Raw genomic sequence first — 22,717 nt, 5'->3', positions numbered from 1 at the left:
TCATAGATTATCGACGTGTAATCTTGACCGGTATCACTCGTTATCAGACAGGTGCACTGAAAAGGTTCGCCTGAGGCGGTGCATTTGTGTAGTCGTGCCAGTTCCACCTTAGGATTAAAGTCAATCTTAATGACAGCGTTACTCACCCAATGGTTAGGTAACTTCTGTTTTATTAACAATAATTTGAGCATGTTAGCGTAGTAACAAACCGTGTAACCTTGTAGTCCAGATGTGGAATTAGCCCTGGATAGCATAAGAGGAAAAGTCATTGAGGTAATGCCGTTATCAAGAGCGAGTGATTTAAGCTGGCCAATAGTCCAGTATCCTTTGAAGTCGTTGTTTCTACTTATGAAACTCTCATTAATAGCATTTGCTATGCCTTTTAATTCCCTTCGGCGGGCCATAACTGATTCCTTGATTTTACCTATAATCTATTTGAGCAACTTTAATGTTCATCATCTTGAGAATGCAAATTTTAAGGCTGGCATCTACGAAATAATGGGTTTATCAATCATTACCATCGGGAAATTTTTGTGTCCGCATCTGGCACAAAGCGGACGCATACATAACCGAGGTCAGCAATAGCCTGTAGCAGACGTATAACCGGAGCTGAAGAGGTATTCAGGCAGGATTCGGTCAAAAAGGTTTTTTCATATTGCCTTTTTGAGTGGATGCGATAATCCTTTTCCTGTCTCGCGATAGCTCGCTGCGTAAAGTCCTCATCATCGCATTTTAATCAGCGCTTTCTCTGCAGTATCAGCCGTTACCGGGGATAACACCCTGCGGTAAATTTTGCGCCTGTCCTCCGCTGCGCTAATGGGTTTTAACTGAGGTGGCCAAGCAGGTTTTCAGGCTGCCGGCGCTTATGCCCTGAGCTCATCATAAGAGACCATGACATGTTCCCGGAAAGCCGGGCGGGCGGTGAGACGGTGATAATACGCCTGTACCTGCGGAAGCGACTGGCGGTTGATCGCGATGTCATAGTATCGGTACAGAACATGGCCAAACTGGATATCTGCCAGCGTAAACGTATCGCCCGCTAAATACGCGTGCTTTGCCAGACGCGCCGCGGCAATCTGCAGCTTCGCTTCAAAGAAATGCACCGCTGCATTTATGGCGTCAGCGTCTCGTTTGTCTGCCGGCGTGCGTACCACCCGCCAGAACACAGGCGCAGTAAAAGCCTGCGCAATATTGAGCTTTGACCACTCTGCCCAGCGGTCAACGTCGGTTCTCGCTAACAGTTCTGCAGGCCAGAAGCTGTCAGGCCCGTACCGGGTTGCGAGATAACGTAAAATAGCGCCTGTTTCCCACAGCGGTGGATTGGAACCATCCTGTAATACCGGGATAGTACGATTCGGGTTTAGCGCATAAAAGGCAGCCGAATCTGTCCCGCCATATTTATGACCAATATCGTGACGCTGGTAGTCCAGCCCCAGTTCCCCGACACACCACATCAGGGCCTGCACGTTTGATGACGTTTTTCTTCCCCATATTGTCAGCACATCTGACTCCTGTTTTGAGTGCCCGCAAGCATCTGAAGGCACCTTGATTTCTGGCCCTGACTGCATCTGGCCGATGCCGGTGAGTTTAACTGCTCAGCGTATGTGCCGGTTTTCTGAACTATTCAGCTATATCACCCATCAACGCCTGAATGGTGTTCTCACGCAAGCCGGATGCTAACTGCGTGAATGCCTCAATTATTCTGGGCAAGGCGCGCTGCGGATCCGCACTGGCTGCAATCCACAGGGCGGAATTCAGCGCGGCGCTGTTTAACAGATAGGCCGCCGCATCTGCGTCCACCGCTTTAAACACCCCTTTTTCTATCAGCCGCACAACCGTCTGACGGGTGGCTTCCTGACAGCTATTCTGGCTGGGCCAGTGTGCCGGATCGCCCAGGAAAGCCGGGCCATCAAGCAGGACAATGCGGCGCACTTCTGGATCCAGCGCCATCCTGATATAAGCCACACCTTCAGCCAGTAATTTTTCCCAGTCGTCTGTGGCGGTCGCCGCGGCGGCTTTGGCGCGCTGCGCCATTTCGCCATCTACCTGCGCTACAACCGCAGCAAGCAATCCTTTTTTATCGCCAAAGTTGTGATAAAGCGCGCCCCGGGTCAGGCCTATGCTGGCGGTCAGTTCATCCATAGAGACAGAAGCAAAGCCGTGTTCGGCAAAGGCTTTTCGCGCTGCACTTATTAATCGGGCGCGGTTCTGTTCCATTGTTTCAGCGCGGCGTGTGACAGCCATACTCTCTCCTTTTTCATCCTGCACAGGAAATGTCATTTGAAATACACAGCGTATGTGATATTAATTTCACATACGCTGTGTATGTGAAATCGGATTCTCCGCAGCGTACACCCCATCACGCAGTGGCTTACTGAACAGAGGAAATATCATGATCTCACGCGAACCTGTTTTCCCCGCTAACCGCCATGCCCTTTATGAACAGCACGGCTATTCCGCAGCCATCCGCTCCGGTGATATGTTATTCGTTTCAGGCCAGGTTGGCAGTCGCGCAGACGGCACACCAGAACCAGATTTTGCCGCGCAGGTACAACTCGCTTTTGATAATCTGGCAGCCACGCTTGCAGCCGCAGGCTGTACGTTTGACGATCTGCTTGATGTTACTACCTTTCACACTGACCCGGAAAAGCAGTTTCCGACCATTATGCAGATTAAGCAGGCCATTTTCCCGGCGCCTCCTTATCCGAACTGGACGGCGGTGGGCGTGAACTGGCTGGCGGGATTTGATTTTGAAATCAAGGTGATTGCCCGGATTCCGCCGGTTGTGCAGCAGGCTGAAAACGCCTGACATCGCAGGCAGCAGGGGGTGACATCAGCACTTTTCACCAGCCGCGTTGCTCTGTATCAGCCGCGACAGAAAGCCGCAGGAATGACTCTTCTTCCAGCATGCGGACATCTAAGCGCTGAGAAGTCAGCGGAGCGTGCGTCCATGGCAACGCCGGGGCCGGCGTGCGGTTATCAAAGCCGCTGGCACTCTACCTTTAAGCCGGAGCCGAAAGTGAAGCTCCTTAACGGAATCACGTGAATGACTGACATCACTATTTATCACAACCCGGATTGTGGCACGTCGCGTAATACGCTGGCGCTGATTCGCAACAGCGGCACAGAACCGGCGGTCATTCGCTATCTGGAAACGCCGCCGGCACGTGACGAATTACAAAAGCTGATTGCGGATATGGGCATCAGCGTGCGTGACCTGCTGCGCAAAAACACGCCGCCATATGAAAAACTCCGCCTTGCCGAAGCGCAGTTCAGCGATGAGGCGTTGCTGGATATGATGCTGATGTATCCGATTCTGATTAACCGGCCGATAGTGGTCACGCCGCTGGGTACCAGGCTATGTCGTCCGTCCGAAACGGTTCTGGATATTCTGCCGAATCCGCAACGTGAAGCCTTTACCAAAGAGGACGGCGAACAGGTCGTGGATGAGCAGGGCAGGCGGATCCGTACCTGAGGCTCTCTGGAATGGCCCGCTGCTGCGTTATGCTTTCCGATTTCAGCAGCCTTCCTGCGGCTGATTTCATCAGCACCGCCACGGGTGGATCAACCGCACCTGGCAGCGGGCCGGAGGTAACGCTCAGCTGATCTTCTTTGACTGCATAACCTCTCGACCGGGAAAGCAGACCCATTTCCGTCAGGAGCGGGCCGTGCAGGCGCAGCATCCGCTTGAGTCGCTTAGTCACGCGCCCAGGGTTGATCCTCAGTTACCAGACGAATGGCCTGCGCATAAATCATTTTCATACCGTCAACTGCCTGTTCTTCAGACTGCCGCAGTTGCGCCAGAATGCTGCTTTTTTCAACCTCTATACCGGATGAAATCAGGCTGGATATTGCCCGCCCGATGACCAGATTAATTTCTTCCATCGTTTGTGAAGACCCGATATTCATTGCGCCTCCTCACTCTCCATATTCACATTATGTCAGCCAGCACCGGTTTCATGCCCCGTTACGAATATCACTGGCAGCGCGCAAAAATTAAAGCGCAGCCGCAGCGTGTCTGCCAGATCTGTATATCACACAAAGCGCTGCTGTGACGAAATCACGACTTTCTGGCAGCGAGTGATTGTAATAAAAAACAATAACCTTTTGAAATTAAAAGTTTGTTAAATTTTTCCGCGACGAACGTTTTATTCGTAATCGCTGGCGTACGGAAGCGGTTTATCCTTTATTTTCTATGGATTACGCGGCGTTATGGCTGCTGATTAAAGGCGATTTACCGCTTCGTATATCATCAGCATCAGGTGGCTGGCTTTATTTTCTCTGCACATATTTGTGCAGAGAAAATAATTAAAAATGCTGAGCAATAACAGCGCGACTATACTGACCCTTGCACGTGTCATTTTCCTGCGAGGCTGCGCAGGGTGTATTACCTGAAATTCGCCTCATTGATTATTTTCGGAGAACAACATGCAAAAAAGTAAAACACTGAAAGGGCTGCTGGCCATATCCGCTGTCGTCGCGATGTGCAGCAGTGTTGGCGTGCAGGCTCAGACGCCAGCGAGCCCTGCGCAAAGCAGCAGTGCAGGGCAGAGCGCATCCGGCACCAAACTCAGCGCCGGCGATGAGAAAGCACTGAAGGACATGGCGCAGGCCAATATCAATGAAATCGCGGCGGCGAAGATCGCGCTCAGCAAAGCGAGCAGCGACGAAGTTAAAGCCTTCGCTCAGAAAATGGTTGATGACCATGGCGCAGCCCTGACAAAAGTGCAGACGGTCGCGCAGCAAAAAGGCGTGAAATTACCGACTGAGCCAGACGCTAAACACAAAGGCGTGGCGGCCAGACTGGAAAAACAGAGCGGCAAAGCCTTTGACAAGATGTACATGGAAAACGCCGGCACGAAGGATCACAAGATGGTGCTGTCAACGCTGCAGAGCGATGCCAAAAAGATCAAGGATCCCGACGTGAAGGCGCTGGCCGATGCGCATACTCCAGTTGTGGAGCAGCATCTGAAGTCCGCGCAGGCGATGTCGATGTAACCTGCTTTCGCGATCGAACATCAAGGTTGTTCGGTGGGCACCGCGCCCTGCATTCTGAACAGCCCTGGTTCCAGCACGACAAAATAAAATGCCCTGCCTGACGATCCCTTTTGCCGCGTATATGGCCGCTCCCGCAGCGGGTTTTTTATGTCGGTACAACGCGGGTATCCGTACAGGCCGAAAAGAAATAACCGTGGCGCTGCCGCATGGCTTCTGTTCTGTCAGCTACGCTTAGCGATACACCAAGGCAGGGGAGCAGCAGCATGAAATGTCCGGAATGTGGTAACGAGGGTTTTGTTTACGGTAAGCGCGACGTTGAGCTGGAGACGGGCGATGTGGTGCCGGCAGTGCAGGGCAGTCATTGCCTGACCTGCGGTGAGGTGCTTTTAAACCTGGCAGACGCTGACGCCATGCTGGAACGGCTGGATAAGCTGGAGTAAGTAAAGGCACCCCCTGAGCACAAGATAACGGTCCGCGTCATGCGGGCTGTTTGCTTTCCGGCATGGCCCGCCATCGCCGGTTGTGGATACAAGCGTTGCCCGGCCAGCTGAGCAACGGTTATGCAGTAAACTTCTCTCTGCGTTTTTCCTGTCGTGCCCGCCGGGAGACGCAATGATCGTTCCTGCCTGCTGCGCGCCTTGTCACATGTTCAACAAAAACCCAGCCGCCTCGCCTTACAGCAGCGCTACCTGCTGCTGCTGCAGCGCCTCGCGCATGGCGCTGTCCGGCTCGCCATCGACAATCAGTGTGCTGGCCAGCGATAAATCCCCAATGGCAAACGCGGAAGCAGAGTTAAGTTTCTCGCGGGAAACCATCACCACCGTTTCTGCGGCGCGGGCTGCCAGTGCCCGTTTCACGCCCGCTTCTTCATAGTTGCCGGTCGTCAGGCCAGCCGTTTTGTGGACGCCGGTCACGCCCATAAAAAACAGATCGGCATTGATGAGCGCGACAGCCTGCAGCACCGTCGCACCCACATTGACCACCGAATGCCGGTAAAGCTGGCCGCCCAGCATAATTACCTCCACCTGCGGAAAATCCACCAGCGCCACTGCAATGCCGGGACTATGGGTAATCACCGTAAAAGCCAGATCTGCTGGCAGCGCGCGCACCAGTTCCGTGGTCGTGGTGCCGCCGTCCAGAATCACCACCTGCCCGGGCTGGATCAGCTGCACGGCTTTGCGGGCAATCGCCTGCTTGGAACTGATTTGCACGTTTTTGCGTGTTTCAAACGGTGCAATGGCCGCCGAGACCGGCAGGGCGCCGCCATGCACGCGCTGCAGCAAGCCTTCTGCCGCTAACTCACGTAAATCGCGGCGTATTGAGTCTTCGGAGACGCCAAATCGCTGGCTGAGTTCGCGCGACATCACCTGATTCTCGGCGGCCAGCAGGGCGAGTATCTGCTGTTTTCGCTGGACAGAGAGCATAAAAAGCATCCTTATTTTTTCTTGAATGTGCACGATTATGCATGATACGGTGCCTGCTGTCATCCACAGGAGCGCACTATGCAAGCTAACGTTCGTAATATTCGTGAGCAGCTGTTATCCGATAACTGGTACACCCTGAAAAAATATACCTTTGAGTTACAGCGCAGCGATGGCTCGTGGCAGGAGCAGCAGCGCGAGGCCTATGACCGGGGCAATGGCGCGGTCGTTCTGCTGTATAACCGCGATAAGCGCAGCGTGGTCTTGACCCGGCAGTTCCGGTTGCCGGTGTTCATCAACGGCCATCACGGTTATCTGATCGAGGCGGCCGCCGGCCTGCTGGATAACGCCTCACCGGAGGCGCGCATCGTGGCAGAGGCGGAAGAAGAGACCGGTTTTCGCGTCAGCCGGATCGAAAAAGTGATGGAAGCCTACATGAGTCCGGGGTCGGTAACCGAAAAACTTTACTTTTTCATCGCAGAATACACCGATGCGGATCGCTGCAGCGACGGCGGTGGGCTGGCGGAAGAGGGCGAAGATATTCAGGTGCTGGAGTGGCCAATGTCACGGGCGCTGGCTGCTGTCACCCGCGGTGAAATCATGGATGCTAAAACCATTATGCTGTTGCAGTACCTTGCCCTGCATGGGCCATTTCAGGAGAACGCCGCATGATGATTCTCATTGCCGGACCGGTGCGCAGCGGCACGCAGGGCGACCAGACGCGTATTGCGGCAAACCTGCAGGCGCTCAATCAGATGGCGTTACAGGTTTACCACAAAGGGCATACGCCGGTCGTGGGTGAATGGCTGGCGCTGCCGATTGCCAGCGCCGCCGGCTCTGCGTGCATCGGTGATGCCATCAGTGAGCGCTATCTGTATCCGGTAGCGCACCGGTTGATCCACAGCTGTGATGCGATACTGCGCCTGCCCGGCGCCTCTGGTGGGGCGGATAACGATGTGGCTCTCGGCCAGCAGCTGGGGCTGGAAATCTTCCAGCACATTGATGCCGTTCCGGAAGTCAGTCCGCCGGTCTGAAGCTATCAGCAAGCCGCCGGGCTGAAGGGCGAAGGACGCAGCGCTTTTTCCGGCCGGCGTCTGGCGGCGTGCTGCGCAGCGGCCGCCAGCGTGCCAGACGGCTGTCACCTATTACCTTACCGTTCAGGCCAGCGCCACACGGGCTGGCTGAGTTGGCTGGCAAAGAAATCTGATAGCACGCTTACCTTCAGCGGACGACTGCGCGCCGTTGGTGTCACAAAATACAGTCCACCCTGCGTCATTGACCAGCCATCCAGCACCTGCACCAGCCGGCCATCGCGCAGGTATTCCGCGGCAATAAACTCCGGCAGCTCGGCAATCCCCATTCCCGCCAGCAGAGAGGGCAGCAGCGCGTCGGAGTTGGTTACCCGCAGCGGGCCAGCTGGCATCACGTCCTCCTGCTCACCGGAAGCGTGCGTAAAGCGCCAGACCTGACTGCGGGCGCGGTAGGCATAGCTGAAGCAGGGATGCGCCGCCAGGTCGCGCGGATGTTCAGGCAGGCCATGGGCCTGCAGATAGGCGGGTGAAGCCACCAGAAACTGCGTCACGGCGCAGATCCTGCGCGCCACCAGCGAGGAGTCGGGCAGGGCGGCGATACGCAGCGCAGCGTCGAAGCCGTCGGCAATCAGGTCGGTGGGCGCATCAGAAAGGTGCAAATCAATGCTCAGCGCCGGAAACTGGCGCAGCAGCTGTGGCAGCAGCGGCGCGATCCAGCGTAAACCAAACGCCATGGGCACCGCCAGACGCACCTGGCCGCGGGGCTGCACCGCCAGTTCAGACGCGGCGCTTTCTGCCTCTTCAGCCTGGCGATAGATCGCTGAGGCTTTCGTCGCCAGACTTTGACCAAACTCAGTCAATGCAATCTGCCGCGAGGTCCGGTTCAGCAGCCGCCCGCCCAGCCGTTCCTCCAGTCGTGCAATCGCACGCGACACCGTCGGCACGGATACGCCCATTACCCGGGCCGCTGCGGCGAAAGAACCCTCTTCCGCTACCCGGGCAAACATCGCCAGTCCTTCAAAATCAGGCAATTTCTTCATTTCAAATCTGCAATGATGAGTTTCAAATCATTCTATTTTGAAAGGCGTTTGGCGTCGATATGCTCTTTGCATCGCGACAACATCCGTTGTCGCCAGTGAATTCAGGAGCAATATCATGGGTAACAAACTTGCAGACAAAATCGCATTAGTCACAGGCGGCAGTTCCGGTATTGGTCTGGCGTCCGCACAGGCACTGGCCGCGCAGGGGGCGAAGGTCTGGATCACCGGCCGTCGTCAGGAAGAATTGGATGCGGCGGTTGCGCTGATTGGCCCGTCGGCAACCGGCATCCGGGCGGATGCATCGGTATTAAGCGATCTTGATGAGGTTTATGCCCGTATCAGCAGTGAATCTGGCCGGCTTGATGTGCTGTTCGCCAATGCGGGTGGCGGAGACATGCTGCCGCTGGGGGCGATTACGGAGGCGCATTTCGACCGGATTTTTGGCACCAATGTGCGCGGTGTGTTGTTCACCGTACAGAAGGCGCTGCCGCTGCTCAGCACCGGCGCCTCCGTGATTCTTACCGGTTCTACCGCAGCGGTGAAAGGGGAAGGCAGTTTCAGCGTTTACAGCGCCAGCAAGGCGGCAGTGCGCAGCCTGGTGCGCTCGTGGGCGCTGGATTTAAAAGGGCGCGGCATCCGCATCAATGTGGTTAGCCCGGGACCGGTTCGCACACCCGGATTGGGTGGACTGGTGCCGGAAGAACAGCGTCAGGGGCTGTTTGATGCGCTGGCGGCGGGCGTGCCGCTGGGGCGGCTGGGTGAGCCCGAAGAAGTCGGCAAGACGGTGGTTTTTCTCGCCTCGGACGATGCCAGTTTCATCAACGCGGCAGAAATTTATGTCGATGGCGGCCTGGCGCAAATATAACCGGATGACAAACTTTTCTGCGGTTCAGCTTTGCGTCACCGGCGCAGATCGGCATTATCGGTGGTCAACTACTGCGCCACCGATCGTGCCTCTCCGGCATGCCCGGGGGCGTTAATCTGTCTGAACTGAGAGGAAAGCACATGATCGTAAGGACCTGGCACGGTTGCGTGCCGCTGCAGCATGCAGAAGGATTTGCCCGCCATCTGGAAAAAACCGGGGTACAGCATGCGCGTACCGTCGCCGGTAATCGCGGGGCTTTTGTCCGTCGCGAAACGCAGGCGGATCGCGAACACTTTTTCCTCGCCACCTACTGGCAGGATCTGGATGCCGTCAAAGCCTTTGCCGGTGAAGCGTATCACGTCGCAGTCACCTACCCGGATGACGAGGCCTTTGCGCTGCTGTCCGATCCCTATGTGTTTCAGCATGAGGTTGCGGCTGTCGTGCCGCTGTAAGCGTTCAGCCGGTGCACTCGCGCACCGGCTTTTCCGCCTGGGCAGTGTCTACAGCAGTGCGATCGCCGCGGCAATGATTACGGCTGCCAGCAGCACCATGTGCGGTAACCCGGTCATGGTTAACAATACGCCTCCGACCAGCGCACCGCTGCCGATCGCCGCATTAAACACCGCAACATACAGCGCGGAAGCCGCCGCGGTCTGCGCGCCTGCGCGGCGCAGCAGCAGGGTCTGCAGGCCAACGAAGACAATGGCCATGCCCGCCCTCCACACTGCCAGCAGTGCCCCTGTCAGCCACAGCGGCATGGCGAAACTCAGTGCCAGCGTGCCCAGCGCCGCGGCACCCGTCAGCAGCGCAAAACAGACCAGCGGTTTAAGATGACGGTCAATCAGCCTGCCAGCGATAACGTTCCCGGCCAGACCCGCCAACCCGGAAACCAGCAGCAGTGCGGCAATCATCGCTGCCGGTACGTGCCGCACGTCCCGCAGTAGCGGCTCGACATAGGTAAAGGCGGCAAAATGCGCGGAGATGATGCAGGCTGTCGCAGCGTACACCGTCAGCAGACGCGGGTTTTTCAGCAGATGGCCGCAGCTGCGCAGCGGCTGTGCAGCAGAAAGTGCCAGCGCCGGCAACGTGCGCAGTAAGGCGCAGGCAGTCACGAGTGCCAGCAGCGAAATAACCGTAAAAGCCTCGCGCCAGCCGGTAACCGCCGCAAGATAGCTCGCCAGCGGCACGCCCAGCACGCTGGCGGCTGACACGCCGCCGAAGATCACGGCAGTGGCGCGCCCCAGCTTCTCTGCCGGCACCAGCTGTACGGCAACGCTGCCAATCAACGCCCAGAAGACGCCATGCGCGATGGCCCCTGCCAGCCGCGCCGCCATAAACAGCGGGAATCCCGGTGCCTGCGCGGCAGCCAGGCTGGCAAGCGCAAGCAGCAGCATCAGCGTGACCAGCAGCGTTTTACGCGAAATGCGGGCCGGCAATGCCACGGAGAGCAGGGCGGCCAGTGCCGCCACCCAGCCGTAAACGGTCACCACCTGGCCGGTCTGCGCCGCCGTTTGCTGGAACGTCTGCGCCAGCGCCTGCAGCATGCCAACCGGGGCAAGTTCGCTGGTAACGATGGCAAACGCACTGATGCCCAGTGCGCCTGTGGCAAGCCAGGCGCGTCCGCGCGGCTGGTCTGCAGAGAGGGCCGTGTTATTCATTTTTTACTGTCCTGTAAGTCGCTTAAACCCGGAGCGTGCATGCTCCGACGGGAACGCCGCGCGAAGCCAGTGGTCACCTCAGGTCAAAACGGCCTGACGACGGGTGGCTTTTCATGGCGGCAGAGGCTGCAGTATCATCCCGTCAGGTTTGATAAAACAGCCAGCAAAACGGAGGGCTGTTTTCCAGAAACGGAAAAAGCATGGACATGAATTTTAACTGGGACGACACGCGGATTTTTCTGGCTATCGCGCGAGCTGGCACCCTCAGCGGCGCCGCAGACGCGCTGGGGCTGGGAGTAGCCACCGTGTCGCGGCGGCTCGATCGGCTGGAGCAGGCGCTGGCAGTGCCGTTGTTCAGCCGGCATCAGAGCGGCTATCGCCTGACCGATGACGGTGAAGCCTTGCTGGAGCGCGCCGAGGCGCTGGAATACGCCGGTCTGGCGTTTGGCGTGCGCGCCGCGCAGCAGGGACAGGTTTCCGGCCTTGTCCGGCTGGCGACCTCGGACAATCTGGCCGCGCAGGTGATCCTGCCGGCACTGCCAGATTTTCTGCAGCAGCACCCGAACCTGCGGGTTGAGGTGGTCAGCGGGGTGCCGTCCGTTAATCTGCATCGCCGCGATGCGGATTTAGCCATTCGCATGGTCAAACCGGAAAGCGGCAATCTGACGCTGAAACGCCTTGGCACGGTGGGTTTTGGTCTTTATGGCTCCGCAGAGGTTGCCGCCCGCTACCGGGCTGACGGCGACGCCGGGCGGGCAGCGGCGCCGCTGATTGGCTGGCCGGACTCGCACCAGCATCTGCCTGCTGCGCAAGCGGTAGCGCGTTTGCTGCGCGGCCGGCCCTGCCGGATAGAGGCCAACACGCTGGTGGCCCAGGTTTCGGCGGTGGCGGCCGGCCTCGGGCTGGGCGTGCTGCCGCATTTTATGGCCAGGTCGCAGGGGCTGCACTGCCTTCAGCCGGATATCGCTGCTGACCAGCCGTTATGGCTGGTCATGCATTCCGACCTGGCCGGCTCGCGGCGGGTGCGGGCGCTGGCCGATCATCTGATTGCGCTGTTCGGGTCCCGGCAGGCAGAGCTGGCACGGCCGTAGCGCATCTCTGACGCAGAAACGCGCCTGCCGGGCGGTTACGCTTCACCGCGGCAGCATGCGGCGGCGGCGGGTTTTCTCCGCTGTTCCGATGCGCGCAGGCTGAGTAACGCCAGCAGAATAAACAGCGCGGACACGGCGATCAGGCCGTTAAAGCCCATCAGCGGATAGATCCATGAGGCGACGGCAGAGCCGAAACCAATGCCAGCGAACATAAAGGCGCTGGTCAGCGCCAGCGCAATGCCGCGATGCCTGGCAGAAGCGATCTCCACGATTCGGCGCTGCTGGCTCGGCCACAGCAGATCGGTGGCAAACGCCCAGAACAGCAGCGCAACCAGCAACCCGCCCAGCAAGGCCGGCAGCAACACCAGCAACAGCATGTCCGCGAGCAGCAGCATCATGCCGGCCATCAGCAGTTTTTCGGCAGAGTAGCGGACCGCAACGCGTGACACAGTGAGATTTCTCAGCACGCCGGCCACGCCCAGCACCGCCAGCGCAGAAGAGACAGCGTGGCTGCCGCCCGCATAGGTATCGCGTACCACCGGCGCAATAAAGGCATAAAAGCTATAGACGCCGGAGGTAATGAAAAACACCACCAGAAACGCGGTCAGGTATTGGCCTTCACGCAGCACCTGCGTCAACTCTGTGAAACGAATGCGCTGACCGGCGCCATTAGCGGGTACCGTCAGCAAAATATGCAGTCCGCTTAACAGACTGACGCCCCCTGTCAGGGCAAACAGCGCCTTCGCGCCCCACAGGCTGGCGATCCACGCCGCCAGCGGGATGCCCGCCAGGCTGGCCAGTGAAACGCCCAGCAGCACCCGCGCAATCGCCTGGCCGCGCTGCGGTTCCTGCACCAGTTCCGCACCCAGCGCCACCAGCACCGGGCCGATAAAACCGGCCCCGATACCCATGATCACCCGGGCGGCAATCAGGCCAGGGTAAGCAGGGGCAAGGGCGAAGGCAAAAGCACCCAGACCAAACAGCACCATGCCGGTCAGCACCAGCTGGCGGCGGCGATGGTGACCAAAAAACACCTGTACCAGCGGGGCAGCCAGCGCGAAGGTCAAACCAAACAGGCTTAATAAGCGTGCGCTCTGGGCGTCAGACAGATGCCAGGCTGCTGAAATGGCCGGCAGGCTGCCCGCCACGCAGAGCGCGCCGGTGGCCTGAACAAAGTAAGCGATACTTAACGCGCGCAGGGCGCGGCGGGAGGCAGACGACAGCGGGTTATTCATGATTGTGCTCCGGAAAAAGGGGCGTGACGCCCCTGATGAGTCACTGCACGGGGATGGGATTATCGGCAACGGACTGGTTGAACTGATTAACCAGCGTATGCTCGTTCATACCGGGGTTGTCGCGGATGGGCAGCACGCGGTCGACAATGGCTTCGAGGGTGTCGGTCGCCAGCTTGTCAAAGGTTTCGCGGATAAAGTCATCCAGCGGCATGGCGCGCGGGTCGCCACTTTTGTAAATCAGGTCGGTATCTACCCAGGGTGGCGCAATCTCAATCACTTTCACCGGGGTATCCCGCAACAGGAAGCGCTGCGACAGGGTGTACGAGTGAATGGCGGCTTTGGTGGCTGAATAGAGCGCGTTGCTGGCGAGCGGCAGGAATGCCAGCACCGAACTGTTGTTGATCAGCACCGCATCCGGCTGCTGCTTCAGGTGTGTAATAAAGGCGGCGCTAACGCGCACCGGGCCGAGAATATTGGTATTCAGCAACGTAACGGCCTGTTCGTCATCCAGTCCAGCGTCGGCATGATCGAACGGCATGATACCGGCATTGTTGATCACCACGTTGAGTGCCGGGTAACGCTGCAGTACGTCCTGCGCCGCCGCCTGAATGCTGTCAGCGCGGGTCACATCCAGCACGACATAATCCATGCCTGGGTTAGCGGTCGTCACCGCTTTCAGCAGGGCTTCGCGGCGACCGGAAATGATCACCTGATTGCCCAGCTGGTGGAATTTTTCCGCCATTGCGCGGCCAATGCCAGAGGTACCGCCGGTAATAAAAATGGTGTTTTGTGTCAGTTTCATGGTCTTGCTCCTTCAGAATGAAATACGGATTGATGTGCAGGACTGCGCTGGCGATCAGTGCACCGCAGCGGTCTGATAACGTTCTGCCGGGGCATCGCTGCCCAGATGCGGAATCATGGCCTGACGCGCCTGTTCATAGCGGTCCCACAGGGTTTCATCGTGCAGGGAAGGAATGGTGACCCGTTCGCCGCGGGCAAAACCGGTGAGGGCGGCATCCACCATCTGCTGTGCGCTCATGACAATTTTCGGGTCCAGCTGGCTCACAGGCAGGCCACCGTTATCCCAGAAAGGCGTGGCGGTGGCACCGGGCAGCACTGCCTGCACCTGAATGCCTTTATCCGCCAGCTCATGATGCAGTGACTGACTGAAGGCCAGCACGTAGGCTTTGCTGCCGCCGTACACGCCGTTCAGCAGTTCAGGCGCAATGCTGACAATCGACGCGATGTTGATGATCGCGCCCTGACCGCGTGCCACCATGCCAGGCACAACGGCGTAGGTCAGCCGGGTCAGCGCGACGACATTCAGGGCAATCATCGTTGTCATCTGCGCCGCGCTGCTTTGCAGCAGCGGCGTATGCGTACCCATACCGGCGTTATTCACCAGCAGCGTGATGCTGGCATCCTGCTGCAGTTTCTGTTCCAGCGCAGCCAGTTGTGCGGGATCGGCCAGGTCTGCTGCCACCACTTCCACGTTGCGTCCGCTGTCGGTCGTGATATGTTCAGCCAGCTGATTCAGGCGGTTGTGGTTGCGTGCAATGATAATCAGGTCATAGCCCATGCGGGCCAGACGGCCGGCGTACAGTGCGCCCATGCCGGTAGAGGCGCCGGTGACGACGGCGGTGCCGCGATGAGAAGAAGTGTGCTGCGTCATGATATTCACCTTGTCTGTTATCGGGTTGGTGAATTCAGGATACGCAGTCTGACGCGTGGCGGACTGACATTGAAGGTCGTGTTTTCGGACATCATGACGTCCGGAATCGGGACGTCATGATGAGCAACGGGTCGACAGAAGGGCGGGCGCTACACTTTACCGCTGCGCAGCGACTGCGGCGGGATCCCGTAGCCGCGGATAAACACCTCGCGCATGTGGCGACGGTCGCGGAAGCCCGATTCGCGTGCGATCACCTCCATTGATAACCGGCTCTGCTCGATCAGCAGGCGGGCATTCTCCAGCCGCAATCCTTCTATCGCCCGGGCCGGTGATTTGCCGGTTTCTGCACGAAACAGGCGGCTCAGCTGACGAGCGCTGACGTGCACGGCATCGGCGATATCTTCAATGGTGAGCGGTTTACTCAGGTTTTTGCGCGCATACTCCAGCGCCGACTGCAGGCGATCGCTGCGCGGGGAAAGCATCAGCATTTCAGAGTGCTGTGTCTGACCGCCGGAGCGGCGATGGTGCATCACCAGCAGATGCGCGACGCTGCGCGCCACCTCTGCGCCAAGATCCTTTTCTACCATGCCCAGCGCCATATCCAGTCCGGCTGTCAAGCCGGCGGAGGTCCAGATGCGATCGTCAATGATAAAAATGCGGTCCTCTTCCACCCGCGTTGACGGGTTTAGCGATTTCAGGCTCAGGGCATGCATCCAGTGCGTCGTGGCGCGCCGATCATCCAGCAAACCCGCCTGTCCCAGCACAAAAGCGCCGGTACAGATGCCGGCAATGCGGCGGGCCTTGCCTGCGTGCGTTTGCAGAAAGTCCACAACGCCCGGCGTGGCAGGCAGTTCAAGCGGCGTCAGTACGCCCGCCACCAGCCAGGTGTCGATGGCCAGTTCTGCGTCCAGCGGCTGGCTGTCCACGCCAAATCCATACGAGGATTTCACCGCGCCGCCATGTTCGGAATAGACCGTGCAGGCATAAAAGGGCTCGCCAGCCACCTGATTAGCAAATTCGAAAATACTGAGCGTGGAGAGCCCCAGCACCTGAAAACAATCAGAAATCAAAAGGCCAACCCGGTGCATCGTTTTCTCCTGTCTGAACCCGGCGGCAGTGCACGACGGGCAGCTAACGGTAACTGTCAGGCGCTCTGGTTTGCGGGCTCTGCCGGCAGGCTCGCCGGTACACAAGCCGGGTGCGTGCGCAGCAGGGCGGTAATGGCGGTGAGATGCTCGCGCAGCTGTGCGTGCAATTCACGAATCGCCGGTGAAAACTGTTTACGGTGCGGACAGATCAGGTTAAGCGGCGTGGCCTCACCCGGATGCTGCGGCAGCAGAATTTCCAGCCGACCGGCCAAAACATCCGCGCTGACGTCAATCCAGGATTTATAGGTGATACCCATGCCCGCCACCGCCCAGCGGTGCGCCAGATCGGCATCGTCGCACAGCATGCGGCTGCTGACGGTAAGCTGGCGCTTCACGCCGTTTTCCGGAAAGGACCATTTGTCATAGGCGTGACCGTGCAGCGTGTAGAGCAGGCAGTGATGGGCAAGCAGATCGTCCAGCCGCTGCGGGCGGCCATGCTGTTGCAGGTAAGCCGGTGATGCGGCCAGCACGCGGCGGTTATCCTCAGCCAGCGGCAGTGCCACGTAACTGCTGTCCGTGAGGGCGCCGTAGCGAATAGCGATATCGACCGGATCGCGAAAGACATCGCTGATGTTATCGGAAATAAAAATCCGCAGCGAAATTTTGGGATGCTTCTGGCAAAAGGCGGTGATCACCGGCAGCAGGACGTTGCGTCCGATATCTGACGGCAGGGCAATTTTCAGCTCGCCCTGAATTTCATCTTCGCTGCCCTGCAGTCGCTCCGTTCCGGCGTGCAGAATGTTCAGCATCTCCTGGGCATAGGGCAGCCAGGTTTCGCCTTCTGCTGTCAGGCGCAGGCTGCGCGTTGAACGGGCAAACAGGCGTTTGTTCAGATCCCGCTCCAGCCGGTTAACGGCCGCGCTGACCTGGCCCGGCAGAATATCGGCCTCGCGGGCGGCGCGGGAAAAACTGCCCAGTGCCGCCGCACGGACAAACAACGTAACATCTTCAAGACGAATCATGCAGGCTCCAGAGACATAACTGGCCGTGCTGCCAGGCCGGATGAATGCACTGTCCGGTAGACGGCATGCGCGGCCGGGCCAGTGAATCGCCCCTACTATAAAACGCCTCTGCCAGAAGCGCTATATCAGCCCTGCAGCTGCACGCCGGGATAGCAGGCGGCGGGAAAGCCGGTGGCCTGTCGGCACTGAAACGGGCCGGGAAGCGGGCAGGTGAGCCGCGGACGGGAACGGTGCGTGTCAGGCGGATAAAAAGCAACGCGGCACTGCCACCTGCAGTACCGCGTTTCAGCCGGCGCAGACCGGCGGGATCAGCGTGTCAGCTGCGGGCAATCTGCGCCAGCGTCACCGCCGCCGCGCTGGGCTGCACCGCCACGCCGTCGATAAACAGCGGGCGCTGTTCGCCAGCTGGCAGCGTAACCTGCAGCGTGTTCCATGCTGGCTGGTAATCGCCGCTGCGGCTGAGGTTCAGGTGAATCGCCGCTGCCTCACAGCGCATCTCCCAGCGCAGCCAGAGTGCGTGACCCTGCTGATAACCCCAGGATTCGCCATCGTCCTCGAACAGTTCGCCGTGGCACGTGCCTTTCCCCTGCAGGGGATAGAGCTGCAGCGTGCGGCGATCGTCCGCGGCGGCGTCCACATGGCGAATACGCTGGCTGAGCGGTAAAGCCGCCCCGGCGCGCACCAGCATCGGCTGGGTCTCCAGCGGCGCAGGCAGCGTGATCCACTGACCGCCGCTGTACCACTGCTGCGTGGCAAAATCGTACCAGCCGGTGTGATTATCCGGCAGCCATAGCCGGCGTTCACGCTGGCCCGGCTCCACGACGCTGGCGACCAGCAGATCGCGCCCCAGCATAAATTCATCACACTCGGCAAAGGTTTGGGGGTCGTGCTCGTGATCGAGAAAAGTCGGGCGCAGCATCGGTTCATCATCGTTATGCGCCTGCCACAGCAGCGTATAGAGATAGGGCATCAGGCGGTAGCGCAGCGCAATCGCCGCGCGGATGGCGGGCGTGACGGCAGGATACATCCACGGCTCATTGACGGTGCGATCGTCATTCCAGGAGTGAATGGTAAAGCGCGGATGCATCACGCCATTCTGTACCCAGCGCACAAACAGCTCGGCATCGGGCTTATCACCGGAAAAACCGCCCACGTCGTGGCCCACGTTATACAGGCCGGACAGACTCATGCCGAGGCCCATGCGAATGTTATAGCGCAGGGACGTCCAGTTGGTGCGGTTATCGCCGCTCCAGGTCTGCACATAACGCTGCATTCCGGCACAGCCGGAACGCGAGATCAAATAAGGCCGTTTTTCCGGCGCAAAGCGCTGCTGCGCTTCCATGGAGGCGCGCATCATCAGCAGTGGCATCACCGGACGAATATGCTTGATGGCAACCGGTTGACCAAAACCGTGGCAGCGGGCTTCACCATCCCACACTTCATACTCATTATTGTCATTCCAGGTGGCGTCGATGCCTTTCTCCAGCAGCTGACGGGTGACATTTTCCTGCCACCAGGCCACAGCCTGCGGATGGGTAAAATCAAGGTGCGACCCTTCGTCGTCCCAGAACACCGAGCGCTCCGGCACATCCGCTTCAGAATCCCGGATAAACAGCCCCTGCGCCGCCACTTCTTCATAGCGCGGGTGATCCTGCAGCAGGCAGGGTTTGATATTGGCCGCCAGGCGCAGGCCCGCATCGTGAAAGGCCTGACTCATCACTTCCGGCTGCGGCACTTTGTCGTAGTTCCAGTTAAAGACGTAGCGCTTATCGTTAATCGAGGTATAGCCGGAAGAGAGCTGGAAGGAGTCGCAGGGAATGTCGTGCTCTTCACACAGGCGGATGAAGTTCATCAGCTGATTTTGCGCATCCGGGGCGTCGGTATAGTGCATGGTGGAACCGCTGTAGCCGAGGCTCCATTTGGGGCCGAATAGCGTTTTACCGGTCAGACGCACAAAGGTCCTGGTGATATCCAGCACGCGGGCGCCCACAAACAGGTAGTAGTCAATGTCACCGCTTTCCGCCTGCCAGCGGCGGTAAGGCTGGTGATAGTTGTCCAGTTCATTACCCAGATCGAACCAGCTGGTGCTGAGGTTATCGTAATAGAGCCCGAAGCTGACGGCATCACGACGCGTAATGGTAAAAGGCACATGTTTATACAGCGGATCGGTTGATGCGGCGTTGTAGCCCATGGCATCCAGGTTACGCATTTCATAGCGTTTGCCGTTGCGCTGCAGATCGCCGGTTTTTTCGCCGAGGCCATAATAGCGATCGTCGGCCATGCGGCGCTGATAATGCGCCACGCCGTCGCCGTGTGGGTTGATCTGATAGGCGCTGGTGGGGCGATCCTGCGTCAGTAATTGCCACTCCCCGTCAGCATCGCAGTACTGCCACTCCAGCGCCAGCGGCTGATGGACTATCACACGCAGCACATCGGTGCTGATCGTCAGCGTATTGTCTGTTTCCTGCAGCGTAAAGCCGGGCAGGGTGAAACCGGCCAGACTGTCACGCGAACGTCCCTCCCACGGCACATCCTGCTCCGGTGCAATACTCCAGGTGCGGTCGAGGCTCCAGTTACCCTGACGCTTAATCACCACGCGGAACAGCCCCGGTTCCAGCACGTACAGACACAGGCTGTGTTTACCCTCGACAGTAAGCTCAACATGATGGCGATCGGAGCGGGCTACGGACCAGTTTTTTAACGTTTTCATTGTTACCTACTTCATCGGTTGGCTGAACGACGCTCAGCAATAAAAGCAATCAGGAAGACTGCACCAATCAGGTCAAAAAAGCCCATGGCGACAAACAGCGGGTTGAAGCCGATTTTGTCAGCGGTTACGCCAATCACCAGTGAGAACAAAAAGCTGGAGATCCAGGCAAATGAACCGCGCATGCCATTCACCGTGGCCATCTGCCCTTTATCAAATTTCTCCACCACCAGCGCGCTGAGCATGCAGGAGATGATCTGGTGACCAAAGCCGCCAATGGAGATCAGGGCAATCGCGACATAGGGATCTTTTGTCACCGCCACCAGCGCCAGCGAGAGCATCAGAAATGCGCCGGTAACCGAGCTGGCAACCACCGAGTTGACCAGACGCAGGCCAAACAGCCGGGTATAGAGACGGGTAAGGTAGCCGCTGGCCGCGCTGCCCAGATCGGCCGCAAGAAACGGCAGCCAGGCAAACATGGCAATCTGCTTCAGATCCATTCCCAGATCTTTCGCGAGGTAGAGCGGCACCCAGAAGCTCAGCACGCCCCAGGCCGGTTCTGCCATAAAAGCGGGAATAGCGATGCCGTAAAAGCGCTTGTTTTTTGAGACAGTACTGAGTGCTTTGAAGAAGGGCAGTTTGACGGCCGGTGGCTCGTTGTCCTGGCGGATAAATTCCCGCTCAGCGGGGCTGAGATTCGGGTTACGCTCCGGATCGCGATAGAACAGCCACCACAGCACCACCCAGCCAAGCGCCAGACAACCGGTAAACAGAAACGCGCCCTGCCAGCCAAAGGAAGCATGCGCAAAGTAGATGATCGGCGGTGCCAGCATTGCGCCGATGGAAAAGCCAACCCCGGCCCAGCCAGCCGCAACGGGACGCTCTTTTTTCGGGAACCATTCGCCAATCACCTTGGCATTGGCCGGCGTGGCTGCCGCTTCTGCACCGCCCATGACGAAGCGCAGGATAGCCAGATGCAGCCAGCTGGCCGCACCGGCATGAAACAGACACGCCAGTGCCCAGACGGTGGCGCAGATAAAGAAGCCAAGCTTCAGGCCAATCACGTCAATCAGCCAGCCGCAGATGGGCTGGAAAAAGGTATAAGCCAGCTGGAAAGCGCCGACGATCCATGAATATTGTTCGGTGGTGATGCCCAGGCTGGTTTTCAGCTCAGGGGCCAGAATGCCTAACGAGTTACGGGTGATGTAATTGACGGTAACGCCCGCCAGAAACAGCACCAGCACCCACCAGCGCAGGTTACGGATAATGCGCTTAGTGCCGGTTGCGGCAATCCCTGGATTTAAACTGCGGTTCATCTGGTTCTCCATTCATTATTAACACCATGCGTGAGCAACGTTGCTGACTGTCCTGCCGGTGGAGCCATACCGCGCAGGACATCACGTCTCCCATGTGTTTAAAGGCGTGACTTTACTGCGTCCTCTTTAACCATCGCCGGGAGTGAACCACAGTTAGGGCAGGTGGTCGCCAGCCAGCTGCTGCATTTGTGATCTGGTTAACCAAAATCATCTGCCAGGTTGACATCTTCCGGTGAAAAGCCGAACTTGGTGTGGCGCAGGCGCTTCTGACCCCGGTCGCAACGCCTCACACGAAAAATAGGTCAACCAATATGGGAATTGTCCTGAGTATGCTGCTCAGGCCCGCAGGAGATAACAACATGAAGCAGACCTGGCGCTGGTATGGCCCCAACGATCCCGTTTCCCTCGCTGATGCCCGACAGGCGGGTGCAACCGGCATTGTCACTGCCCTGCATCACATTCCTAACGGCGAGGTGTGGTCAGTTGAAGCGATCCTGCAGCGCAAAGCGATGATTGAAGCGGCTGGCCTGGAGTGGTCAGTGGTGGAAAGCGTGCCCATTCATGAAGAGATAAAAACCGGCATCGGCCAGTGTGAAACGTGGATTCGTCATTATCAGCAGTCGCTGCGCAACCTGGCGCAGTGCGGTATTCATACGGTTTGCTACAACTTTATGCCGGTGCTGGACTGGACGCGGACCGATCTGGCGTATGAACTGCCTGATGGCGCAAAAGCGCTGCGTTTCGATCAGATTGAGTTCGCGGTGTTTGAGCTGCATATCCTGCAGCGCCCGGGTGCCGAAGAAGATTACAGCGCGGCTGAAATCGCCGAGGCGGCCACCCGTTTCGCCAGCATGAGCGAGGCGCACAAAACCCGGCTGACACGCAATATCATCGCCGGGCTGCCGGGCGCCGAAGAGGGCTATACCCTGGATCAGTTCCGTGCGCAGCTGGCACGCTATGACGGCATTGATAAAGCACGCCTGCGTGAAAACTTTGCCACCTTTTTGCGCGCCGTGATCCCGGTTGCAGAAGAGGTCGGTGTGCGCATGGCGGTGCATCCGGATGACCCGCCGCGTCCGATTCTCGGCCTGCCACGCATCGTCTCGGACGCCGATGATTTGCAGTGGATGATTGACACCATTGATAGCCCGGCCAACGGCTTCACCTTCTGCACCGGCTCTTACGGTGTACTGGAGAAAAACGATCTTCCCGGCATGGTGAAACGCTTTGGCCCGCGCATTTACTTCGCGCATCTGCGCTCAACCCGGCGCGAAGCGAATCCGAACACCTTCCACGAAGCGGCTCACCTCGGGGGCGATGTCGACATGTTTGCGGTGATTAAAGCGATTGCGGAAGAAGAGCAGCGCCGCCGCACCGCGGGACAAGAGGATCTGATTCCAATGCGCCCCGATCACGGTCATCAGATGCTGGACGATTTGCATAAAAAGACCAATCCGGGCTATTCCGCGATTGGTCGTCTGAAAGGTCTGGCGGAGATCCGTGGCGTGGAACTGGCAATTCATCGCGCCTGTTTCTGAAGCACATCGCCCGGCGGCGATGTGGCATGTGCGTC

Annotated in this window: 23 protein-coding genes; 10 read left to right on the top strand and 13 right to left on the bottom strand. The window is 58.5% G+C overall.

The features are described from left to right. Positions 1-863: 863 nt before the first annotated feature. Both D8B20_RS19730 and D8B20_RS19725 read right to left on the bottom strand, forming a co-directional pair. Complete coding sequence (locus D8B20_RS19730) at positions 864-1,502, bottom strand: glutathione S-transferase family protein (protein WP_145891494.1); 639 nt, start codon at positions 1,500-1,502, stop codon at positions 864-866. Between the two features lie 118 nt (positions 1,503-1,620). Beyond that, positions 1,621-2,244 carry a TetR/AcrR family transcriptional regulator gene (locus D8B20_RS19725; RefSeq protein WP_145891492.1) on the bottom strand — a complete coding sequence of 208 codons (624 nt, stop codon included), beginning with the start codon at positions 2,242-2,244 and terminating at the stop codon, positions 1,621-1,623. A 148-nt stretch (positions 2,245-2,392) separates the two neighbouring features. On the opposite strand from D8B20_RS19725, the gene D8B20_RS19720 reads away from it, so the two are divergent. Both D8B20_RS19720 and arsC read left to right on the top strand, forming a co-directional pair. Next, positions 2,393-2,809 carry a RidA family protein gene (locus tag D8B20_RS19720; protein ID WP_145891490.1) on the top strand — a complete coding sequence of 139 codons (417 nt, stop codon included), beginning with the start codon at positions 2,393-2,395 and terminating at the stop codon, positions 2,807-2,809. A gap of 237 nt (positions 2,810-3,046) precedes the next feature. Further along, positions 3,047-3,475, top strand: a complete 429-nt coding sequence (gene arsC / locus D8B20_RS19715; protein WP_145891488.1) for a glutaredoxin-dependent arsenate reductase — start codon at positions 3,047-3,049, stop codon at positions 3,473-3,475. Between the two features lie 221 nt (positions 3,476-3,696). Here the strand turns inward: arsC and D8B20_RS19710 are convergent, their stop codons facing one another. After that, positions 3,697-3,909 carry a hypothetical protein gene (locus tag D8B20_RS19710; protein WP_145891486.1) on the bottom strand — a complete coding sequence of 71 codons (213 nt, stop codon included), beginning with the start codon at positions 3,907-3,909 and terminating at the stop codon, positions 3,697-3,699. Positions 3,910-4,428: 519 nt separating this feature from the next. On the opposite strand from D8B20_RS19710, the gene D8B20_RS19705 reads away from it, so the two are divergent. Both D8B20_RS19705 and D8B20_RS19700 read left to right on the top strand, forming a co-directional pair. Further along, positions 4,429-4,998, top strand: coding sequence for a DUF4142 domain-containing protein (locus tag D8B20_RS19705; protein ID WP_145891485.1), 570 nt, complete (start codon positions 4,429-4,431; stop codon positions 4,996-4,998). Between the two features lie 263 nt (positions 4,999-5,261). Then, positions 5,262-5,438 carry a type II toxin-antitoxin system MqsA family antitoxin gene (locus D8B20_RS19700; protein ID WP_145891484.1) on the top strand — a complete coding sequence of 59 codons (177 nt, stop codon included), beginning with the start codon at positions 5,262-5,264 and terminating at the stop codon, positions 5,436-5,438. Positions 5,439-5,672: 234 nt separating this feature from the next. Here the strand turns inward: D8B20_RS19700 and D8B20_RS19695 are convergent, their stop codons facing one another. Further along, positions 5,673-6,422 carry a DeoR/GlpR family DNA-binding transcription regulator gene (locus D8B20_RS19695; RefSeq protein ID WP_145891482.1) on the bottom strand — a complete coding sequence of 250 codons (750 nt, stop codon included), beginning with the start codon at positions 6,420-6,422 and terminating at the stop codon, positions 5,673-5,675. 78 nt (positions 6,423-6,500) lie between these two features. On the opposite strand from D8B20_RS19695, the gene D8B20_RS19690 reads away from it, so the two are divergent. Next, positions 6,501-7,091: an NUDIX hydrolase gene (locus D8B20_RS19690; RefSeq protein ID WP_145891480.1), complete on the top strand. Its 591-nt coding sequence runs from the start codon at positions 6,501-6,503 to the stop codon at positions 7,089-7,091. Beyond that, the gene (locus D8B20_RS19685) at positions 7,088-7,453 is read left to right on the top strand and encodes an NUDIX hydrolase (protein WP_145891478.1); all 366 of its coding nucleotides are present in this window, start codon (positions 7,088-7,090) and stop codon (positions 7,451-7,453) included. Before D8B20_RS19690 ends, D8B20_RS19685 begins: the two co-directional genes overlap by 4 nt. 116 nt (positions 7,454-7,569) lie before the next feature. Here the strand turns inward: D8B20_RS19685 and D8B20_RS19680 are convergent, their stop codons facing one another. After that, the gene (locus tag D8B20_RS19680; protein WP_145891476.1) at positions 7,570-8,490 is read right to left on the bottom strand and encodes a LysR family transcriptional regulator; all 921 of its coding nucleotides are present in this window, start codon (positions 8,488-8,490) and stop codon (positions 7,570-7,572) included. Positions 8,491-8,605: 115 nt separating this feature from the next. On the opposite strand from D8B20_RS19680, the gene D8B20_RS19675 reads away from it, so the two are divergent. Together D8B20_RS19675 and D8B20_RS19670 are read left to right on the top strand one after the other, a co-directional pair. After that, complete coding sequence (locus tag D8B20_RS19675) at positions 8,606-9,355, top strand: SDR family oxidoreductase (RefSeq protein WP_145891474.1); 750 nt, start codon at positions 8,606-8,608, stop codon at positions 9,353-9,355. Between the two features lie 140 nt (positions 9,356-9,495). Next, positions 9,496-9,807 (top strand): hypothetical protein, encoded by a 312-nt coding sequence (locus D8B20_RS19670; RefSeq protein WP_145891471.1) that lies wholly within the window; start codon positions 9,496-9,498, stop codon positions 9,805-9,807. A gap of 48 nt (positions 9,808-9,855) precedes the next feature. Here D8B20_RS19670 and D8B20_RS19665 read toward each other — a convergent pair whose 3' ends face one another. Further along, on the bottom strand, positions 9,856-11,013 hold the full coding sequence (locus D8B20_RS19665; RefSeq protein ID WP_145891469.1) for an MFS transporter: 1,158 nt from the start codon (positions 11,011-11,013) through the stop codon (positions 9,856-9,858). 200 nt (positions 11,014-11,213) lie between these two features. On the opposite strand from D8B20_RS19665, the gene D8B20_RS19660 reads away from it, so the two are divergent. Further along, positions 11,214-12,104 (top strand): LysR family transcriptional regulator, encoded by an 891-nt coding sequence (locus D8B20_RS19660; RefSeq protein ID WP_145891467.1) that lies wholly within the window; start codon positions 11,214-11,216, stop codon positions 12,102-12,104. Between the two features lie 35 nt (positions 12,105-12,139). Here the strand turns inward: D8B20_RS19660 and D8B20_RS19655 are convergent, their stop codons facing one another. From D8B20_RS19655 to D8B20_RS19625, 7 genes are all read right to left on the bottom strand, one after another. After that, complete coding sequence (locus D8B20_RS19655) at positions 12,140-13,339, bottom strand: MFS transporter (protein WP_145891465.1); 1,200 nt, start codon at positions 13,337-13,339, stop codon at positions 12,140-12,142. 40 nt (positions 13,340-13,379) lie between these two features. Continuing rightward, positions 13,380-14,141 carry an SDR family oxidoreductase gene (locus D8B20_RS19650; RefSeq protein WP_145891463.1) on the bottom strand — a complete coding sequence of 254 codons (762 nt, stop codon included), beginning with the start codon at positions 14,139-14,141 and terminating at the stop codon, positions 13,380-13,382. Between the two features lie 54 nt (positions 14,142-14,195). After that, positions 14,196-15,011, bottom strand: a complete 816-nt coding sequence (locus D8B20_RS19645; protein WP_145891461.1) for an SDR family NAD(P)-dependent oxidoreductase — start codon at positions 15,009-15,011, stop codon at positions 14,196-14,198. A 149-nt stretch (positions 15,012-15,160) separates the two neighbouring features. Then, the gene (locus D8B20_RS19640) at positions 15,161-16,099 is read right to left on the bottom strand and encodes a GlxA family transcriptional regulator (RefSeq protein ID WP_145891459.1); all 939 of its coding nucleotides are present in this window, start codon (positions 16,097-16,099) and stop codon (positions 15,161-15,163) included. A gap of 56 nt (positions 16,100-16,155) precedes the next feature. Then, on the bottom strand, positions 16,156-17,121 hold the full coding sequence (locus tag D8B20_RS19635; RefSeq protein WP_145891457.1) for a LysR family transcriptional regulator: 966 nt from the start codon (positions 17,119-17,121) through the stop codon (positions 16,156-16,158). 316 nt (positions 17,122-17,437) lie between these two features. Then, positions 17,438-19,831 (bottom strand): glycoside hydrolase family 31 protein, encoded by a 2,394-nt coding sequence (locus tag D8B20_RS19630; protein ID WP_145891455.1) that lies wholly within the window; start codon positions 19,829-19,831, stop codon positions 17,438-17,440. A gap of 11 nt (positions 19,832-19,842) precedes the next feature. Next, entirely contained in the window at positions 19,843-21,144 is a 1,302-nt protein-coding gene (locus D8B20_RS19625; RefSeq protein ID WP_145891453.1) for an MFS transporter, read from the bottom strand. Between the two features lie 359 nt (positions 21,145-21,503). Between D8B20_RS19625 and uxuA the strand changes: the two genes are divergently transcribed. Next, positions 21,504-22,682 carry a mannonate dehydratase gene (gene uxuA, locus D8B20_RS19620; protein WP_145891451.1) on the top strand — a complete coding sequence of 393 codons (1,179 nt, stop codon included), beginning with the start codon at positions 21,504-21,506 and terminating at the stop codon, positions 22,680-22,682. Positions 22,683-22,717: the final 35 nt, after the last annotated feature.

Origin of the sequence: Candidatus Pantoea soli, from assembly GCF_007833795.1 — a bacterium.
GTDB lineage: Bacteria > Pseudomonadota > Gammaproteobacteria > Enterobacterales > Enterobacteriaceae > Pantoea > Pantoea soli.
Note: the sequence above shows the minus strand (reverse complement) of the source record. Positions and strands in the feature narration are given on the sequence as shown.

What these genes read in the sequence shown, in the direction of transcription:
- D8B20_RS19655 (WP_145891465.1), bottom strand. Translation starts at nt 13,339, where the DNA reads ATGAATAACCCGCTGTCGTCTGCCTCCCGCCGCGCCCTGCGCGCGTTA.
- D8B20_RS19695 (WP_145891482.1), bottom strand. Translation starts at nt 6,422, where the DNA reads ATGCTCTCTGTCCAGCGAAAACAGCAGATACTCGCCCTGCTGGCCGCC.
- D8B20_RS19640 (WP_145891459.1), bottom strand. Translation starts at nt 16,099, where the DNA reads ATGCACCGGGTTGGCCTTTTGATTTCTGATTGTTTTCAGGTGCTGGGG.
- D8B20_RS19700 (WP_145891484.1), top strand. Translation starts at nt 5,262, where the DNA reads ATGAAATGTCCGGAATGTGGTAACGAGGGTTTTGTTTACGGTAAGCGC.
- D8B20_RS19645 (WP_145891461.1), bottom strand. Translation starts at nt 15,011, where the DNA reads ATGACGCAGCACACTTCTTCTCATCGCGGCACCGCCGTCGTCACCGGC.
- D8B20_RS19670 (WP_145891471.1), top strand. Translation starts at nt 9,496, where the DNA reads ATGATCGTAAGGACCTGGCACGGTTGCGTGCCGCTGCAGCATGCAGAA.
- arsC (WP_145891488.1), top strand. Translation starts at nt 3,047, where the DNA reads ATGACTGACATCACTATTTATCACAACCCGGATTGTGGCACGTCGCGT.
- D8B20_RS19710 (WP_145891486.1), bottom strand. Translation starts at nt 3,909, where the DNA reads ATGAATATCGGGTCTTCACAAACGATGGAAGAAATTAATCTGGTCATC.
- D8B20_RS19675 (WP_145891474.1), top strand. Translation starts at nt 8,606, where the DNA reads ATGGGTAACAAACTTGCAGACAAAATCGCATTAGTCACAGGCGGCAGT.
- D8B20_RS19680 (WP_145891476.1), bottom strand. Translation starts at nt 8,490, where the DNA reads ATGAAGAAATTGCCTGATTTTGAAGGACTGGCGATGTTTGCCCGGGTA.
- D8B20_RS19690 (WP_145891480.1), top strand. Translation starts at nt 6,501, where the DNA reads ATGCAAGCTAACGTTCGTAATATTCGTGAGCAGCTGTTATCCGATAAC.
- D8B20_RS19635 (WP_145891457.1), bottom strand. Translation starts at nt 17,121, where the DNA reads ATGATTCGTCTTGAAGATGTTACGTTGTTTGTCCGTGCGGCGGCACTG.
- D8B20_RS19625 (WP_145891453.1), bottom strand. Translation starts at nt 21,144, where the DNA reads ATGAACCGCAGTTTAAATCCAGGGATTGCCGCAACCGGCACTAAGCGC.
- uxuA (WP_145891451.1), top strand. Translation starts at nt 21,504, where the DNA reads ATGAAGCAGACCTGGCGCTGGTATGGCCCCAACGATCCCGTTTCCCTC.
- D8B20_RS19650 (WP_145891463.1), bottom strand. Translation starts at nt 14,141, where the DNA reads ATGAAACTGACACAAAACACCATTTTTATTACCGGCGGTACCTCTGGC.
- D8B20_RS19685 (WP_145891478.1), top strand. Translation starts at nt 7,088, where the DNA reads ATGATGATTCTCATTGCCGGACCGGTGCGCAGCGGCACGCAGGGCGAC.
- D8B20_RS19660 (WP_145891467.1), top strand. Translation starts at nt 11,214, where the DNA reads ATGGACATGAATTTTAACTGGGACGACACGCGGATTTTTCTGGCTATC.
- D8B20_RS19665 (WP_145891469.1), bottom strand. Translation starts at nt 11,013, where the DNA reads ATGAATAACACGGCCCTCTCTGCAGACCAGCCGCGCGGACGCGCCTGG.
- D8B20_RS19725 (WP_145891492.1), bottom strand. Translation starts at nt 2,244, where the DNA reads ATGGCTGTCACACGCCGCGCTGAAACAATGGAACAGAACCGCGCCCGA.
- D8B20_RS19630 (WP_145891455.1), bottom strand. Translation starts at nt 19,831, where the DNA reads ATGAAAACGTTAAAAAACTGGTCCGTAGCCCGCTCCGATCGCCATCAT.
- D8B20_RS19705 (WP_145891485.1), top strand. Translation starts at nt 4,429, where the DNA reads ATGCAAAAAAGTAAAACACTGAAAGGGCTGCTGGCCATATCCGCTGTC.
- D8B20_RS19720 (WP_145891490.1), top strand. Translation starts at nt 2,393, where the DNA reads ATGATCTCACGCGAACCTGTTTTCCCCGCTAACCGCCATGCCCTTTAT.